16 protein-coding genes are annotated in these 17,162 nt (G+C 62.3%); 7 read left to right on the forward strand and 9 right to left on the reverse strand.

Going from position 1 to position 17,162, the window contains the following annotated elements; translation table 11 throughout:
• Window positions 1-3: 3 nt before the first annotated feature.
• Window positions 4-1,275: an MgtC/SapB family protein gene (locus V5735_RS15820; protein ID WP_423744384.1), complete on the reverse strand. Its 1,272-nt coding sequence runs from the start codon at window positions 1,273-1,275 to the stop codon at window positions 4-6.
• Window positions 1,276-1,368: 93 nt separating this feature from the next.
• Here V5735_RS15820 and V5735_RS15825 point away from each other — a divergent pair, with 93 nt between their 5' ends.
• Window positions 1,369-2,613 (forward strand): AI-2E family transporter, encoded by a 1,245-nt coding sequence (locus V5735_RS15825; RefSeq protein ID WP_423744385.1) that lies wholly within the window; start codon window positions 1,369-1,371, stop codon window positions 2,611-2,613.
• An 11-nt stretch (window positions 2,614-2,624) separates the two neighbouring features.
• Here V5735_RS15825 and V5735_RS15830 read toward each other — a convergent pair whose 3' ends face one another.
• Window positions 2,625-2,897, reverse strand: coding sequence for a PadR family transcriptional regulator (locus V5735_RS15830; protein ID WP_423744386.1), 273 nt, complete (start codon window positions 2,895-2,897; stop codon window positions 2,625-2,627).
• A gap of 96 nt (window positions 2,898-2,993) precedes the next feature.
• Between V5735_RS15830 and V5735_RS15835 the strand changes: the two genes are divergently transcribed.
• Window positions 2,994-3,272, forward strand: a complete 279-nt coding sequence (locus V5735_RS15835) for an amphi-Trp domain-containing protein (protein ID WP_423744387.1) — start codon at window positions 2,994-2,996, stop codon at window positions 3,270-3,272.
• 174 nt (window positions 3,273-3,446) lie between these two features.
• Entirely contained in the window at window positions 3,447-5,738 is a 2,292-nt protein-coding gene (locus V5735_RS15840) for a glycoside hydrolase family 3 N-terminal domain-containing protein (RefSeq protein ID WP_423744388.1), read from the forward strand.
• Between the two features lie 312 nt (window positions 5,739-6,050).
• On the opposite strand, the gene V5735_RS15845 is transcribed toward V5735_RS15840, so the two are convergent.
• The 3 genes from V5735_RS15845 to V5735_RS15855 all read right to left on the reverse strand — a co-directional run bounded on the left by V5735_RS15845 (window position 6,051) and on the right by V5735_RS15855 (window position 7,732).
• Complete coding sequence (locus tag V5735_RS15845; RefSeq protein ID WP_171970517.1) at window positions 6,051-6,197, reverse strand: hypothetical protein; 147 nt, start codon at window positions 6,195-6,197, stop codon at window positions 6,051-6,053.
• Between the two features lie 86 nt (window positions 6,198-6,283).
• Window positions 6,284-7,267, reverse strand: coding sequence for a DUF1028 domain-containing protein (locus tag V5735_RS15850; protein WP_423744389.1), 984 nt, complete (start codon window positions 7,265-7,267; stop codon window positions 6,284-6,286).
• Window positions 7,268-7,315: 48 nt separating this feature from the next.
• Window positions 7,316-7,732, reverse strand: coding sequence for a DUF7528 family protein (locus V5735_RS15855; protein ID WP_423744390.1), 417 nt, complete (start codon window positions 7,730-7,732; stop codon window positions 7,316-7,318).
• A 289-nt stretch (window positions 7,733-8,021) separates the two neighbouring features.
• Here V5735_RS15855 and V5735_RS15860 point away from each other — a divergent pair, with 289 nt between their 5' ends.
• Window positions 8,022-8,738 (forward strand): DUF7117 family protein, encoded by a 717-nt coding sequence (locus V5735_RS15860; RefSeq protein WP_423744391.1) that lies wholly within the window; start codon window positions 8,022-8,024, stop codon window positions 8,736-8,738.
• Between the two features lie 21 nt (window positions 8,739-8,759).
• On the opposite strand, the gene V5735_RS15865 is transcribed toward V5735_RS15860, so the two are convergent.
• The 4 genes from V5735_RS15865 to glyA form a co-directional block, all read right to left on the reverse strand.
• A complete protein-coding gene (locus V5735_RS15865) occupies window positions 8,760-9,653 on the reverse strand; it encodes a bifunctional methylenetetrahydrofolate dehydrogenase/methenyltetrahydrofolate cyclohydrolase (RefSeq protein WP_423744392.1) in 894 nt (297 codons plus the stop codon).
• A gap of 98 nt (window positions 9,654-9,751) precedes the next feature.
• Entirely contained in the window at window positions 9,752-10,210 is a 459-nt protein-coding gene (locus V5735_RS15870; RefSeq protein WP_423744393.1) for a hypothetical protein, read from the reverse strand.
• 5 nt (window positions 10,211-10,215) lie between these two features.
• Window positions 10,216-10,386, reverse strand: coding sequence for a hypothetical protein (locus V5735_RS15875; protein WP_423744394.1), 171 nt, complete (start codon window positions 10,384-10,386; stop codon window positions 10,216-10,218).
• A 63-nt stretch (window positions 10,387-10,449) separates the two neighbouring features.
• Window positions 10,450-11,697 carry a serine hydroxymethyltransferase gene (gene glyA, locus V5735_RS15880; RefSeq protein ID WP_423744395.1) on the reverse strand — a complete coding sequence of 416 codons (1,248 nt, stop codon included), beginning with the start codon at window positions 11,695-11,697 and terminating at the stop codon, window positions 10,450-10,452.
• A 106-nt stretch (window positions 11,698-11,803) separates the two neighbouring features.
• Between glyA and V5735_RS15885 the strand changes: the two genes are divergently transcribed.
• The 3 genes from V5735_RS15885 to V5735_RS15895 all read left to right on the forward strand — a co-directional run bounded on the left by V5735_RS15885 (window position 11,804) and on the right by V5735_RS15895 (window position 17,015).
• The gene (locus V5735_RS15885; protein WP_423744396.1) at window positions 11,804-13,909 is read left to right on the forward strand and encodes a hypothetical protein; all 2,106 of its coding nucleotides are present in this window, start codon (window positions 11,804-11,806) and stop codon (window positions 13,907-13,909) included.
• Between the two features lie 472 nt (window positions 13,910-14,381).
• Window positions 14,382-15,206, forward strand: a complete 825-nt coding sequence (gene tbsP, locus V5735_RS15890; RefSeq protein WP_423744397.1) for a transcriptional regulator TbsP — start codon at window positions 14,382-14,384, stop codon at window positions 15,204-15,206.
• Window positions 15,207-15,287: 81 nt separating this feature from the next.
• A complete protein-coding gene (locus tag V5735_RS15895) occupies window positions 15,288-17,015 on the forward strand; it encodes a YcaO-like family protein (RefSeq protein ID WP_423744398.1) in 1,728 nt (575 codons plus the stop codon).
• Window positions 17,016-17,162 lie beyond the last annotated feature (147 nt).

Raw genomic sequence — 17,162 nt, forward strand, 5'->3', positions numbered from 1 at the left:
CCCTCACACGACAGCGGCGATAGCGGCGACCCCCGCCCCGGCGAGCAGTACCGTACTCCAGACGGCGATTCGGTAGGCGAACGTCCGGTTCGGTGCGGAGATGGTCAGCGCCGCCTTGACGAGGATGCTTGATGCGGTCGCGAGCAGGATGCCGAAGACGGCGGTCTGCTGGCTCAGGTTCCCGCCGCTGTAGAGCGTCACCGCGGAGGCGGTCACGCCCGCGCTCGACACGAGTCCGGAGAGGAGTGCGGTGAGGTAGAATCCGGCCTGTCCGAACTGGCTTTTCGCCACCGCGCCGCCGACCACGACGAGCAGGAAGATGGCGCCGAACCCGAGCGCGTTTCCGAGCGAGAACGGGCTTTCCAAGTCGATGTCCATCTCCTGCGACCAGTCGGCCGTGTAGGCGGCGATGGCGACGCTGCCGACGATGATGGTTCCGAGCGGGATGATGGCACCGTAAAGCGTCTTGTCGGGATTGCCGAGGGTGAACGCCAGCGCGATGACGAGGTTTCGGAGCGCCATCGCGGCGTCGGCGAGGAGGATGGCGGCCACGCCGTAGGTGGCCGCTTCGGGTCGCTGGCGAACGTGGTCGAGCATGGTGCCGACCACCGCGGTCGAGGACGCCAACCCGCCGAAAAAGCCGGTGACCGCGATTCCTCGACCGCCGTACGTCTCGACGACTGCGTAGTTCGCGATGCCGATACCGGCGACGGTGACGACCATCAACCAGATGAGACGGGGACTCAACGTGACGCCGCCGAACCCGACTTCGCCGGGCGGGAGGAGCGGGTAGATGACGAACGCGAGGATGGCGAACTCCGCGGCGGAGCGGAGCTCCTCGCGAGACATCCCCCACGCGAACGAGTGGAGTTCGCGCTTCAACACGAGCAGGAGCGACGAGACGACGGCGACAGTGACGCCGACGAGGATGTAGCCTTCAGCGACCAGCACGCCGACGCCGAACGTCACGAGCATCGAGACCGATGTGGTGAGCGACAGGCCGGTGTCCTCGTCGTCGTTCAGCAGACCCTGTACCGCGAGCAGAATCCCTTGGACGATGACGAGCAGGCCACCGAGCGCGAGCAACACGTCTTTATTAATGATGGTGAACGCCGCACCGAGGAGGCTGATGAGCGTGAACGTCCGAATCCCGGCGGACTTCTGGGACCATTCGCGTTCCAATCCGAGGAAGAGACCGAGCGCTCCGGCGAGCGCGATACGGACGACATCGCTGTCCAACGTGGCAGACGCGAGCAGGGTTTCGAATCCGGACACTCCCCGTACTACGCCGGTAGTCGGTTAAAAGGGTTGTTGCTATCTCCGTTTCGGGCGCGAAATCTTTAAGCCCGGCCCGCAAACTTCTGTTGTATGGTCTCCGGATGGAACATTGACAAATCCCGTGTGGCGTGGTGGGCCGGTGGTGGGATGCTCGGCCTCGCGGCGCTGTTCGTCATCTACTCGTTCATCGGGACGTTTGTCTTCGGTCTGTTTCTCTACTACGCGACGCGGCCGGTGTATCGGCGGCTCCAGCGGCGGATTCGCCCGCGGAGCCTCGCCGCCGCTATCGCGTTACTCGTGCTCGCCCTTCCCGCGATTTTGCTCGTCGCGTACACGCTCATCATCGCGTTTCACGAACTGACGACGGTCGCGCGGACGGCCAATCTCGGCGCGCTCCCCCAACCGGTACAGCAGTACGGGGACATCTCCAGGCTCGCCCAGAATCCCGAACAGCTCCTCGAAAACGCGGATAACACGAAGCTCATCGAGCAGGCGTTCGGTTCGACGTACAAATACCTCGCCTTCGTCGGGAACGCCGCCCTGCATCTGTTCGTGATGATCGCCATCGCGTTCTACCTGCTTCGTGACGACCACAAACTCTCGCGGTGGTTTCACCGGACCTTCGCGGACACCGGCGGCGTCCTCGAAGCGTACGTCCACCGCGTCGATTCTGACTTCAACAGCATCTTCTTCGGCAACATCCTCAACGCCTTCATGACGGGGACCATCGGGGCCATCTCCTACAACCTCCTCGATATGGCGGCCCCGCCCGGAATAGGAATTCCGTACCCGACCGTCGTCGGATTGTTGACGGGCGTCGCCAGCCTGATTCCGGTCGTCGGGATGAAACTCGTCTACTTCCCGGTGACCGGCGTCATCGGCGCGGAGGCGTTGATGGCCCGCGACCCGGGTCTTCTCTGGTTCCCGGCCGTGTTCGCGCTCGTCTCGTTCGTCATCGTGGACACCATCCCTGACCTCGTGTTGCGACCGTACGTTTCGGGGCGGAACCTGCACGTGGGGATGGTGATGCTCGCGTACATCTTCGGCCCCCTCCTGTTCGGGTGGTACGGCATCTTCCTCGGACCGATGATACTCGTGCTCGTCGTCCACTTCGTGAAAATCGTCCTCCCGGAACTCATCACCGGAAGCCCCATTCAGCCGTGGGCGGTGGACCCGACGTATCTCCGTGACGGGGAGGAGTTTCCGGAACCGCCGCACGATTCTGCGGAGTCGAAAGAAACGGATTCACCGACGGACCCCGACTCGTCAGTGACCGCCGACGGGATGGCCGTCCAACCGCCGACACCGGGTGAGAGCGACGACGCCGACTGGTAGACCGGCGGTGCTTAGTCGATGAACCGCGCTTCCCACTTGCGGCGCGTTTCGATGTGTTCCCGGCCGCGCTCGGTCAGGGCGTAGTAGTTCGTTCGCTCGTCGCGTTTTCCTTTCTCGACGAATCCGTCCTCGACGAGCGTGTCGAGGTTCGGGTAGAGACGTCCGTGGTGTACCTCCGTCTCGTAGTACTCTTCGAGGTCCTCCTGAATCGCAAGCCCGTGCGGTTCGCCGTGTCCGGCGATTACGTACAGTATGTCCCGCTGAAATCCCGTCAACTCGTGCATCGTCAATATCGCCGATGTGTCTGTTCGCCATAAGGATATCGGTTCCGACAGTTTTGGGGGCTTGGACTTATCACCGTCCGCGTCGTTCCTAGTACCATGCCAGAAGAAATTCTGTTCGAAACCGAGGGGACACAGAGCCGGAGCGACATCGCCGATTACCTCCGAACCGTCGCCGATAAACTCGACAACGGGGGGGCCATCACGTTGACCGCGGGCGGTCAGTCGGTGACGCTCGATCCGCCGAGTCGCCCGTCGTTCGAAGTGAAGGCCGAACGCGAGAGTTCGGCCACCGGCCGAGACGAACTCAGCGTCGAGTTCGAACTCGAATGGAAGGAAGGCCAAGACGACACGGACGGCACGCTCGAAATCGAGTAATCCGAGTCTACCACAACCACCCCGCTGGCGATTTTCGGGCGGTAGCGGTGATATCTATTTTTACCAGAGGAAATGGTTATTAGTCCGTATTATCCAAAATCAAATTCAATCATCGGGGATTAATATACTGCGGAGAAAAAATTTTATCCACTCGCCTTTCTCAGGTTTCGGAGCATGCGAAAGGATACCACAAACGATTCGTCGCGGCGGGATTTCATGCAGCATTCCGGGGGAATCGCATTGGCCGCGGCCCTCGCGGGGTACATCGGTGAATCGGCGGTTGCCACCGGTCGGACCGCGCCCAGCGACCGGGTGACGAACCTCGTCGACGAGATGACGCTCGAGGAGAAGGTCGGACAGATGACGCAGATGGCTGCCAGCGAGATTCCGTCGGAGAATCCGGCGGAAGCGCTCCGCAAATACAAGCCCGGGTCGTTGATGTACCTGCCGTCGTTCGACCCGAAGGAGGTGGCGCGTGAAAGCAACGTGCGCCAGAAGGCGATGGTCGAGGACACCCGTCTCGGCGTCCCCTTCGTCTACGGCATCGATTCGGTTCACGGCAACAACAACATTCAGGGCGCGACCATCTTCCCGCACAACCACGGCGTCGGCGCGGCGTGGGACGCGGACGCCGCCGAGGAGATGGCGTCGATAACGAGTCGGGCGATGCGCGTCACGGGCACGCACTGGAACTTCTCGCCCGTCGCCGACCTCCAGCGCGACCCGCGCTGGGGGCGATTCTACGAGGGATTCAGCGAGGACCCGTACCTCGCGTCCCAGTTGGTCGCCGCCAAGGTCCGGGGCTACGAGGAGCGGACGAACGGCTACAAGCGAACCGGTGCCAGCGTCAAACACTTCGCCGGATACTCGGAACCGGCGAACGGGAACGACCGCACGTCCGCCCTGTTGCCCTATCGAACCTTCGCGAATACCTTCCTCCCGCCCTACGCCGCGGGAATCACCGCCGGAGCGGAGACGGTGATGGTCAACAGCGGGTCGTTGAACGGCGTCCCCGCGCACGCCTCGAAGGAACTTCTCACCGACATCCTCCGCGACCAACTCGGCTTCGAGGGGATGGTCGTCTCCGACTGGCACGACTTCTTCCGGATGATAAAGGTTCACGGCTTCGCCGAGGACCTGAAGGAGGCGACCCGGTTGGGCATCAACGCCGGTATCGACATGTACATGGTTCCGGCGGCGGGCATCGAGGGCGACGACGCCGAGGGCTACCAGCGACGGCTCATCGAACTCGTCGACGAGGGAAGCGTCTCGATGGAGCGCATCGACGAGGCGGTGACGAACGTCCTCGCGTTCAAGGAGAACGTCGGGTTGTTCGACGACCCGTACGCCGAACCCGAGAAAGTATCGGGCGTCGTCTCCGAGGGCCGTGACCTCGCACGGGAGGTTGCGACGGAATCGATGACCATGCTCATCAACGACGGGACGCTACCGCTCGGGTCCGACGCGAAGTCGATACTCGTCACCGGACCGAGCGCCGACAGCGTGGCGAATCAGATGGGCGGCTGGTCGCTTGGCTGGCAGGGCGTCGGCGACACCGAGCCACCCGCGACCACCGTTCTCGGCGGCATCTCCGAGGCGGCACCCGGTTCCACGTCCGTCACGCACGTCCCCACCGGACTGCACGAGTTCTCGAACGAGAACGATGTCCGCACGGCGGCGGAATGCGCCGATGTGGTCGTCGCCGTCCTCGGCGAGGGACCGTACGCGGAAGAACAGGGAGACACGGACACGCTCGCCCTTCCGGACGCACAACGGCGACTGGTCGAGACGGTGGCGGAGACGGGAACGCCGACGGTGGGCGTCATCATAGCCGGTCGGCCGCGCGGCACGTCGGTGTTCGACCACCTCTCGGCGTCGCTGATGGCGTATCTGCCCGGAACCGCGGCGGGACCGGCGGTCGCCGCCACCCTGTTCGGTGACGCCAATCCGAGCGGCCGATTGCCGTTCACGTGGCCGACGGGAACCGGTCAACTTCCCAACGTTCACAACAACTTCCCGCCGGACGAGTTCAACGAGGAGGGCAATACGGAACCGCCGCAATCACACGAGACGCCGCTGTTCCCGTTCGGGCACGGCATGAGCTACACCGAGTTCGAGTACAGTGACCTCGAAATCCGCCCGCCGAAGCTTCCGCAAAAAGCGGCAACGGACGAGGTAACCGTCTCCGTCTCGGTGCACAACACGGGCGATAGGGCGGGCGAGACCGTCGTCCCGGTCTACGGCACCCGCGAGCACGGCGAGGTGCTCTACCCGCAGCAGGTCGTCGTCGGCTTCGAGCGCGTCTCCCTCGACGCGGGCGAGACGACTCGCGTCGATATTCGCTCGACGGTGCTCCCGCTCGCAACCGTCCTCGGCGACGTGTTCTCCCGCGGCGAACTGGTCGTCGATACGGGCGAGTATCAGCTTTCGGTCAGCGACATGACCGAAACGCTGACCGTCGTCTGAGCGCCGCGATTCGGCGTTCGTTTTTGTCCGCCCGCGGCGCGCGCGGTTCGGTGTCGGTCTCTTTTCCGGTCGAACGAGAGAAGTGACTGGTCGTTGGTATCTGAGGTATGTACGAAACAGTCGCTTGCGAGTTTGTTTTCGAAAGGAAAGCGGAACACGCGGGGGCGAAAAGACCCCGCGTACCGCTTGCCGCCCTGAATTGGTCCCCGCTGACGCTTCGGCCCTCCAAAGCGAAGCGTCAACTGCAACAATACGGCGTAATGACTTAAAGGTAACGATTTCGATAACTGCCGTCAGCTGGATGAAAAAAAGTTAGATGTACTCCTCTTCGAGCGTCCACCCCAACGCCCGCTTGTAGTGCGTGAACATCTCTCGGATACCTTGGTGGTTCATATCGTCGCTTTCGAGCTGTTCTTTGAGGAATTCGTACTGCTCGCGGATCTCTTCTTCGTCGCGCATATCGCGTCGTTTCGTGGTTCTGTCGGTTATGCGTGTCGGCGCGAGAACGGTCGCCGGTCGAGACGCCGCCATCAGGTTTCGCCGCGCTATTTTCGGTCGAGTCGGGACAGGCCGTGCCAGATGGCATCGACCATCCGCTCCTCGCCGTCCTCGTCGGCGTCGTCCCACCCTCGGGCGAGCGCGTCCTCCAGCACGGGAATCGAGTGATTCTCGAAGTTGTTCATGCCCCGGAAGTCTTCGAGGGCGTCGCGTTCGCCGTCGTCGAACGTCCCCGAGGGGGTGCCGTCGAAGAAGCCGAGGTCGGCGAGGGTTTCGGACACCTGTTCCGCCGTGCCGTCGCTCAAATCCCGCGTTTCGTCGGGTTCCTCGCGCTCCAGCAGGGTCACGTCGTAGATTTTGAACACGCGCTCCAGTTCGTCGATGGGCGTCTCGTGGTCGTCCACGCGCACGTCCACCCAACGGTCGTTGCGTCCCTCGTACCCGCCTTGGGGTTTGGCGATGTACAGCGCGGCGCTCTGCTCGCCGCGTTTGTCGCCACCGGCGTCGTTGCCCGCGTGGAGCGCGGCGATGAGCCGTTCGGGGAGGCCGCCCTCGGTTTCCTCGAAGGCGTCCGCCATCGCTTCGAGCGTCTCGGGGTTTTCGAGGATGTTCCCTTGGACGGTGTAGTGCTCGCCTTGGATGTCGCCCGCGTAATCGAAGCAGTCCGCACCCGTGAACGCCGCGACGGTTTCACCCTCCTCGCCCGCTCCGTCGATACCTTGGTCCCGCATGGCGAGCGGCGATTTCACGACGCCGAGTTGCCGCGACTCGAACTCCGGGTCCGCGCCGGTGAGTTCCATCACGACCTCCTTCGCGGACTTCCCCCGTCGGAGGAGGTCGTGTCCGTCCGGGCCGTACGCGACGTTGGCGAAGCTTTGGGTGGCGACGGCACCCGCGTCCGCGCTGACGAACGGGACGACGCTCCCGACGCTGATGAACTTCGATTGGACGGCGACGCCGACGGCGTCCTGTTCCGGGTCGCGTGCGACGATGGAGAACGTGGATGGTCGCGGCGCTGATTGTCGTGACATACGCGGGACGAAGCAGTCCACACCGAAAAGCGTTCACCACCCGGTAACTCAGCTCTCGGCTCCGCTTCCCTCCGTAGAATCCGCCGTTCCTTCGCCCTCCTTTCGCGCCGTGAGCGGTTGCCGGGAGACGAGTTCGCAGTCGAACTCGGGGTGTTCGGCGAGGTGATGAACGAGTATGTGTCGTCGTCCGCCGGTCAATCCGCGTTCGCCCACCGTCTCGGCCGTGAACGTCCCCGGAAGTCGCTCGTACAGGTCCACCAGCGCGTCGAACCGCTCGAACACCTTTCGGTGCCCGGCGGAGTTGGCACCCCGACGCGAGACGACGTAGCTCCCGTCGTCGCGGTACTCTCCCGCCGTCCGGAAGAACTCGCGGCGCTCGGTCAGCGCCTGACCGAGCGCCTCGCGCAACTGGTCGGCCTCGCGTCTGGAGAGGTCGTGTTTCTCCCCGAGAACGGTCAGCGACACGCCGCCGTCCGTGCTCTCGACAGAGACGGTCGTCTCCCCGGAAACGGGCGACTCGTTCGACCTGGAACACTCCGCAGAATCAGCAGTACGTGCGGCCGAGAATTTCTCGACCAGCCGCGACGGGGCGACTTACTCTATCCTCCGAGCGTGTTTCACTCGACATGGTGATTGCATGTAGTTCGTGGCCACTGATAAATCCACGGGGTGTCGAAGTCGGCGGGAGCCGAAGCGGGTGGGTTGCGATGGGACGCGCGTGAGAGTTTTCACCCCGGAAGCGCAATCGGTGGACATGAAAGTCCGCGGAACCCGCGAGTGTAAAAACTGCGGGACCCAGTGGTCGTACTACGAGACGGGGAGCGTCGCCTGTCCGAACTGCGAGAGCATGCAGAGCGTCGGATTGGACGAAAACAGGATGCAACACACCGACAGTCCGGCGACCCTCGAACTGGCCGAGATACGCGACGCGCTGGACCGGGAACCGGCGCGCGAGGCCGCAAACAGGGCGGCCGACGAGGCGGGCGAGTACGTCAGAAAGCGCGGGTTCATCAGCGGCGGCGATCTCCTCCCGCTCGACGACACCTACCTCGCGGCGAACGAACTCCGACACGCCGGGCAACTGTTCAGCCGGTCGATGCGGATGACCGACGACGAGGAGATATACTTCTTCTCGCTCCTCCGCGGTGCCGACGAGGGCGAACGCCCGGACGCCCGCGACCTCCCGGAGTCGATTTACGAGGTGCGAGGGCTGGCGGACGCGGAATCGCTCAAGGAATACCACGGTGAGATGGGCGAGTGGGTAAGAGAACACGACGTGGACCGCGAGGGACGGAACACGCTCGAAACCTTGGGAGAACACGTCCGTCGCGCACAGGCGCTCGAAGGCGGAGTCGATATCGACACCGCCGAGGCGCTCGTCTCGGCGGCGCGCGACTTGGCGCGGTATTTCGACGAGGACGATATGGACGCCCTCGCGAGCAGTCGGGACACGCTGTCTCGATTGGCGTAGTCGGGTCGGGAGGGTCCGTGCCTAGGGAAGGTCGACTTCGACGTTCTCCCGTTCCCCGGCGGCTTTCACCGTGTTGTAGAGCAACATCGCACGCGTCATCGGGCCGACGCCGCCCGGGACGGGCGTTATCGCGCTCGCCTTCTCCTTCGCGCTGTCGAAGTCCACGTCGCCGACGAGTTCGTAGCCCTTCTCGTTGTCCGCATCCACGCGGTTGACGCCCACGTCGATGACGGTCACGCCGTCGGAGAGCATCGACCCGTCGATGAGTTCGGGGACGCCGCAGGCCGCGACGACGACATCCGCATCACGGGTCTTCGCGGCGAGGTCGGCGGTGCGCGAGTGACAGACGGTCACCGTCGCGTTGCCACCGTCGGCCTTCTGGATGAGGAGATTTGCGAGCGGTTTGCCGACGATGTTCGACCGGCCGACGATGACGACGTCTTTTCCTTCGGGGTCCACGTCCGCCGATTCGAGGAGCTTCTGGACGCCGTGTGGCGTGCAGGGTTTGAATCGCGGGTGGCCCGCTACGAGCATGCCGACGTTCTCCGGGTGGAAGCCGTCCGCGTCCTTCTCGGCGTCGATAGCGCGGAGCACTTTCTGCGAGTCGATGTGGTCGGGAACGGGCATCTGGACGAGAATCCCGTGAACGTCCGGGTCCGCATTCAGGTCGTCGATGGTGTCGTACAACTCCTCGGCCGGTGCCTCGGGGTCGATTTCGATGTGAATCCCGTTGATGCCGACCTCCTCGCAGTCGCGCTGTTTCATCGAGACGTACGTCTCGCTCGCGGGGTCGTCGCTCATGAGCACCGTCGCCAAACCGGGCGTCACGCCCTCGTCCTGCAGCGTCTCGATGCTCTCGCCGAGGTCCGTTCGGATCCGCTCTGCGACCGCGCGTCCGTCGATGATGTCCGTCATTGTCGATGGATGCGACTCGAAGCCCCTTAAACATCCGGATTCGTGCGTATTTTTGAGATTGAAAATACGAATATATGCATGATTGTGTCCATTCTCGGTCAGAGGAACTCCGCTACCACGCTGTCCAGTTCGACGGGAACCGAACACGAATACGTTTCGTCGCGGTATTTCGCGGTTACGTCGATTTTCTCCGGCGTGAGTTCTTTCAACCGGTCGAACGAAACCGACGGTCCCGTAACGGTGCCGTCGGTGTTCCGCCATCGTTGGTGGTACGTTTTCACGGCCGTCGTAGCGCCGTCATCGGTAGAACCGACCCCGATAGCGACTCCGGAAATCTTCCCATTCACTCGCTTCTCCAGTTCCTCCCTGACGGCATCCTTCGCGGCCTCAGCGGCCCGGAATCCGACCCATCTTTCGACTGGCATCGTGCCGTACTCCAGTATTTCACCGCCGGTGCGAACACGCGGAAAGCGAACTACGTCATCACGTTCGACGTATTCGACGCTCTCGTCTTCCACGCGTACGGTCACCCGAGGAACGTCCGAATCGTCGGTCATCGGTATCACCGAGTCGATTGAACCCGGTCCACCTGCTCGCGCGGATGGAACTGGTTCGCCGATTCGGTCTGGATTCGAATCCAACCGGGGTAGATGGCGACGGTCACGTCGGCGAGGGAGGTCCCGTCGGTGAACACGATGTCGGCACTTTTGAAGCCTGCAAGTTGTTCCGGCATGGTCGAACCTCACGGCGTGCCGAATTAGATGTGTCGCTCGGGAAAAAGAAACGTTGAGACGACTTATTCGTAGAGCGGGTTCTCGTCGCAGAGCGCCTGCACTTCTTCGGCGACTTCCGCTTTCACGTCATCGTCGTCTATATGGTTGATTGTGCGCGCGATGAGGTCGCCGACGCGTTCGATGTCGTCGGCGTCGAAGCCGCGGGTCGTCAGCGCGGGCGTCCCGGCGCGGATGCCGCTGGCGACGAAGGGCGAGCGCGTCTCGCCCGGAACCGTGTTGGCGTTGAGGACGATGCCGACGTCTTCGAGCGCTTCCTCGGCGTCCTTCCCCGTCACGTCCTCGTGGGATTCGCGCAGGTCCACGAGCACGAGGTGGGTATCCGTGCCGCCGGAGACGAGGCCGAAGCCGTGGTCCTGAAACGTCTCGGCCAGTACCTTCGCGTTCTCGACGGTCCGGGCGGCGTACTCCTCGAACTCGGGTTCGAGCGCCTCCTTGAATCCGACCGCCTTGCCCGCGATGTTGTGCATGAGCGGACCGCCCTGCATCCCGGGGATGACCGCCGAATCGACGGCATCCGCGTACTCCTCGTCGCACATGATGATGCCGCCGCGACCCGAGCGGATGGTCTTGTGCGTCGACCCGGTGACGAAATCGGCCACGCCGACCGGGGACGGGTGTTCGCCCGCCGCGACGAGACCGGTGATGTGGGCGATGTCCGCGAGGTGGTACGCGTCCGCCGCGTCCGCGGCCACCTGAATCCGCTCCCATTCGACCTGCCGCGGGTACGCGGAGTACCCGGAGACGATGATGTCGGGTTCGAACTCGACCGCGTGCTCGTATATCTCGTCGTAGTCGAGGTAGCCCGTTTCCGGGTCCACTTTGTACTGTTCGACCTCGTAGAGTTTTCCGGCGAAGTTCACCTTGTGACCGTGGCTCAGGTGCCCTCCGTGGGTCAGGTCGAGCGAGAGAATCTTGTCGCCCGGTTCGAGGACGGCGAGGTAGACGCCCATGTTCGCTTGCGACCCGCTGTGCGGTTGGACGTTGACGTGTTCCGCCCCCCAGAGTTCCTTCGCACGCTCGATGGCGAGGCTCTCGACCGTATCGATGTGCTCACAGCCACCGTAGTAGCGCTCGCCGGGATAGCCTTCCGCGTACTTGTTTGTCAGGGTGCTCCCCTGTGCTTCGAGCACCGCCTCGCTGACGAAGTTTTCGCTAGCGATCATCTCTAATGTGTCGCGTTCGCGCTCGACTTCCGCTTCGAGGGCGTCCGCGACGTCCGGGTCGACCGCCCGGATGTGGTCGTACTCCATGTGAAATACCCGGTCACGACGGAGTATAAGTGTACCTTTCGCACGGTACGGATACATCCCCGACAGAAATATAAACTAACAGTGAGATAACGATTCTATTACCGGTATGATCGAATGGGAGGAGACGGAAACAGGGGTTCGTGCGTTCGACCGGACGAAAACCGGCGTTACCATCGGTGCGCCCGATTGGGAATCCGGTGACGGAGCCAAAACCATCGACCGCCCGATAGACGAATCGGTCTCCGGTCGTGCGTCCCGACTCTCGTTTCCTCCGAGTTTGGTAAACATCACGGACGTCGAGACAGGGAAGCAGTACAAACACGGTAACGACACCGAGCCCCTCGAACTTTCCACGGGAGAGTACCTCGCAAATATTCACGGGAACGTCAAGACGTATCTCCGATTTTCTGGCCCGGCAAAGATCTACAAAACGGATGATTTCGAGACGTTAATCGTCGATTTCCACGAACGGGTTCCGATTACGTTCGGCTTTCGGAGCCATCACGAAGTTCCCGTCGATACGATAACCGTCCCGCCGACCGTCGAGGGGGTAGCGACCGCGATTTCGTACGCCGCTTCGTCGCACAAGACGACCGGCCCGGACAGGTCGTATCCGACCCTCCGCGGACATCCGCCGCGGTTCGAAGTGGGCGAGGAGTTGCACATCCCTGACCCGGTGCGCGAGGAAAAGAAGGACAGCGGTATCGAAATGCGAATTCCCGACGACTTGGCGTCGGCGTTCGTCACCGCGCCGCTCGCCTACTATCTGCAAGCGGACGTTCACGTCGAGGAGCGCGATTCACCGATGCTCTCGGTGCCGGAAGCCAACTTCACGTATCACTTCAGTTCGCTTCCGTCGTATCAAACCGAAGTCGCGGACATGTTTCGACGGGTATTCTTTTTGGATTGTCTCGTTCGGAACGCCGGGCCGCACAGTTGGGACCTCACGGAGCTATCCCTGCTGGACGAACTCGACATCGACGCGACGGCGACCTACGAGGCCACCCCGGGTGAGCAGTTCGTCGAGTACGACCTCCTCAATTTCGAGCGAATCGACGACGAACTTCCCGAGTGGCATCTGGCAATGTACGTCGAACCCTCGGTGGAGAACATCTCGGCGCTCCCGTACCTGCTCGCCAACTTGAGCGCCGTCTACCTCCCGAAATCGACCCCGTTGGAGCGCGACGAACTGCTCGACGTCTCCCTCGGTGACTTCTATCGCGATGGCCCCTATCGCGATGGCCCACGCGTACCGAAAGCGGCCGCCGGTGGTTCGTATCGAGCGTCGGAGACCGTCTCCTCGGTCGAACGGGTTAAACCGGAGTTACAACAGGGACAGGTTCACGGTTGGTTGGCGGACGGCGTTCCCATCGACGTGTTCAAGACCGACGTGACCGCCTACGAAAATCGCTTCAAGTACTTCGACCGGTCGAACGGCGACATCGACGTGACGCTGATACTGAACGACGAGATGATGGGAGACGAACACGAGGACGTGGCGGAGATATACATGGAGCGGTCCGAGGAGTTGCCTATCGACGTAACGGTCCGTGAACATCTTTCGCGCGCCGAACTCGCCGAGACGCTCGAAAGCCCGTGCGATTTCGTCCACTACATCGGTCACTGCGAGGAGTCGGGACTGCGCTGTACGGACGGCAATCTCTCGGTTTCGAGCATCGAGGAGAGTAACGTCCAGACCTTCTTCCTGAACGCCTGTGGCTCCTACCACGAGGGGATGGAGTTGGTCAGAAAGGGGAGCGTCGCGGGCGCGGTGACATTCAACAAGGTGCTGAACAAACAGGCCGGAAAAGTCGGCGTTTCCTTTGCACGGCTGTTGATAAATGGGTTCAGTATTCAACGAGCGCTTCAAATAGCTCGTCGGCGGATTATGATGAACAAGGATTATGCCGTCGTCGGCGATGGAACACACCAGTTGGCCCAGTGTGACAATTTCTTCCCGGTGGTTGGGAAGTTAACACGGATGGAAGACGCTACATTCCGGTTATCGTGTAATTCGATGACTGAACGATTACCCGGTGGTTATTATCAACCATACTTAAAAAATGACAATCTCGGATATCTCGCTGGGAATGACGCAGTATTCTCTCTAGACCCTGATGAACTCATATCCCATCTTCGTCACGCAGAAATTCCTATTGTCTTCGATGGAGAATTGTACTGGTCGGCTGAACTAGTATCGTTTCTTGATTAAGGACCCGCACTGCCTCCACTGTGTAATAGCGGCGAAAAGATTCCTCCGGAATAAATCGTCGTCACGAACATCAGGCCGAATGCCGCGTTGATCATCCGTGGATGTTCCGTCAGCCACTGTCGAATTTTAGACCGCATGATGCATGTTGATACTTCACATTCTCACTTCATTCTTTCGGACTGTTCACGCAATATGGAATTGGTAATTAGGACTTACTCGACGGAATTATGCCGTTATCGTCGTTCGGCAACGCTTGACGGACGGAAAAGAGGCCGATATTGTGCGTTCTGAACACTCTCGCGGCGAAGCTCCGAAATTCACGTTCATTGAAGAGATTTCGGACTTCAGGGTGGTATTATACAAAATAGCCGGTTATAATTACGACGTTGACTAATTGTTCATGCTACATAACCTATGATTTCCGTTGATTTCGAACGTTAAAATTAAATAGATGAATCTCGTCCGTCCCACTATGGAAACAAAATCGAACCTCTTGAACCAAAGCGTCCACGAGATCCTTCAGACGGTGATCGATCAAGCCCCCGACGTCATGCTCGTCGTGAATCCATCCGCGAGCGCGATTGAAGACCTTATCGATGCCGCGACGGAGTACGAAGGCGACCTCCCCGAGATGCGCATGCTCGCGGACGAGGGTACCCTCAAAGACGTCATGGAAGACTTCATCATCGCCAGCAACGCCGCCGACCTCATCGACGAGGGCGCGCTCACGCTGCGCACGACGGAGGATTCCTCCGGCAACTCGCTCCTCGTCACCGAGGACGTCGTCATCGCACTCGTCACCGCGGGCGACCGCGTTGGCGGCCTGACCTCCGACGACGACGAGTTCGTGGACGCCGCTTACGGCACGTACACTGACTTCTGGGACGATGCGAGCGACTTCTCGCTCCGTACGCCCCCGATTACGCGCGTCCGCGAGACGCTCGGCGAAGAGATCAGCCCCGAGGCGGAAGACGACTTCAACAGCGTCCTCTCCTCGCTCGAAACCGCTCGCGGTGACGGCGACGGTCTCGACGAAGTGACCATCAGCCTCCTCGTCGCGGCCAAAAACGAGGCGCTGCTCTACGACATCAGCAAGTGGGGCGAGGACGTCGGCATCGCAAGCAAAGCGACGTTCTCCCGCACGAAGACCAAGCTCGAGGACATGGGCCTCATCGGTACCGAGAAGGTCCCCATCGACGTCGGTCGCCCGCGTCTCCGCCTGAAGCTCGCCAACGACGACCTTCAGAACGCGGACACCGACCAGCTCGCTGGCGTCGCACAGAGCATCCTCAACTAAGCGCAGTTCTTCCCGTTTTTTCTCATCTCCGAGCGGCGGCTATCCGCCGTACTTTTGCCATCTGCACGTCTCGTCCCGTGCATGAACACCGTGCTGGGCGTTGTCGGTCGAGGTCCCGGTGCCGATGCGGTCACGTCGGCGCTTTCGGACGCGGACGGAACCGTCACCGAACTCGACGTCGATTCCATCGGCGATGCCGATTTCGCCGTCGTCATCGACGAGGTGGGGGCATCCGTCTTCGAACGCGCGAATCGGGCAGAAATTCCGTGGATTGCGGTCGAACTCGGCGGCGTGGGTGGCCGACCGCGTTCCGACGTGGACGCCGCCGTTTCGGGCTTTGCCCCGGAAACCGCCTGTTTCGATTGTTTGCGTGCGCGTGTCGCGGCCAACGCGGAGGAAGCCAACGGTGCGGGAGGAGACGCTCCCGAAACCGCCGAGTACGATGCCGTCACCGAACGGTTCGCCGGTGCGGTCGCCGGGAGGGAGGCAGCGACGCTCGCGGCGGGTGGCGAGTCGGCGATACTCGGCCGCGTCACGGAACTCCCGCACGCGGAACGACGGCTGCTTCCGGTGCCGAACTGCCCGACGTGTGGGGAACCGCGGGACCGAACGCTCGGCATCGAGTACGAGGAGCGGACGCTGGACGAGGCGGTTTCCCACGCCGAACTGGCGCTGGACGAGCGCCTCGGCGTCATCCGGTCGCTCGGTGAGGTGTCGTCGTTTCCCGTTCCGTACTATCTGGCGACCGTTACGGACACGAGCGGGTTCAGCGACGCGAGCGCACCGGGACAGTCGGCGGGGGTCGCCGACGGGTGGGACGAAGCGCTGATGAAGGCGTTGGGCGAGGGAATGGAACGCTATTGTGCGGGCGTCTACCGCGAGGACGAGTTCGCGGTGGCGCGACCGTCCGATCTCGGCAACGCGGTGTCGCCCGCCGAGTTCGTGCGGCCCGCCGGATGGCCCGACGCGAACGACGACGAACTCGCGTGGGTGTCGGGGCGAAATCTGGCGACCGGCGAACTCGTCCACCTTCCGGCCGAGTTCGTCCACTTCCCGCCGCCGTCGGTGCGGTTCAAGCCCGCCATAACCACCGGTTTGGGGTTGGGTAACTCGACTGGCGAGGCGATTCTATCAGGGTTGTACGAGGTCATCGAACGCGACGCGACGATGCTCGCGTGGTACTCCTCGTTCGAACCGCTGGGACTGCACGTCGAGGACGACGGGTTCGAGACGTTGGTAAAGCGAGCACGCGCGGAGGAGTTGGACGTAACTGCCCTGCTCGTCACGCAGGACATCGACGTTCCCGTGGTCGCCGTCGCCGTTCACCGGGACGGGGAGTGGCCGAAGTTCGCGGTGGGGTCGGGCGCGGATTTGGACCCGGACGCGGCGGCCCGCTCCGCGCTCGCGGAGGCGCTCCAGAACTGGACGGAACTGAAGTTGATGGGGAAAGAAGACGCCGCGGAGGCGGAGGGGTCCATCGCCCGGTACGCGTCGTTCCCCGAGTCGGCGCGGAGCTTCGTCACGCCCGAGACGACGATTCCGAGTTCCAGCGTCGGTTCGCCGGTGTCGGACGGAACGGCGGAGTTGGAAGCGGTCGTCGCACGGGCGAGCGAGGCCCTTTCGGTGTACAGTGCCAGGGTGACGACGCGCGACGTGGCGTCGCTCGGGTTCGAAGCGGTTCGCGTGCTCGCTCCCGAGGGACAACCGCTGTTCACCGGGGAAGCGTTCTTCGGGAAGCGCGCGCGGTCGGTCCCCGACGAACTCGGCTTCGACGCGCGTCTCGACCGGGAACCCCATCCGTATCCCTGACTTCGAACGGACGACGAGAAACGGGAACCGAGCGACGAACGGCGAACGAAATCGGACGCGAACGGCCGAACGTCGCTAGACTCGTGCTACCGAGACGCAAGGGTTTTATATTGGTTCTACTCGTAACTCACGACATAGAGGGTGATT

This window comes from Haladaptatus sp. SPP-AMP-3 (genome assembly GCF_049568665.1).
Lineage (GTDB): Archaea > Halobacteriota > Halobacteria > Halobacteriales > Haladaptataceae > Haladaptatus > Haladaptatus paucihalophilus.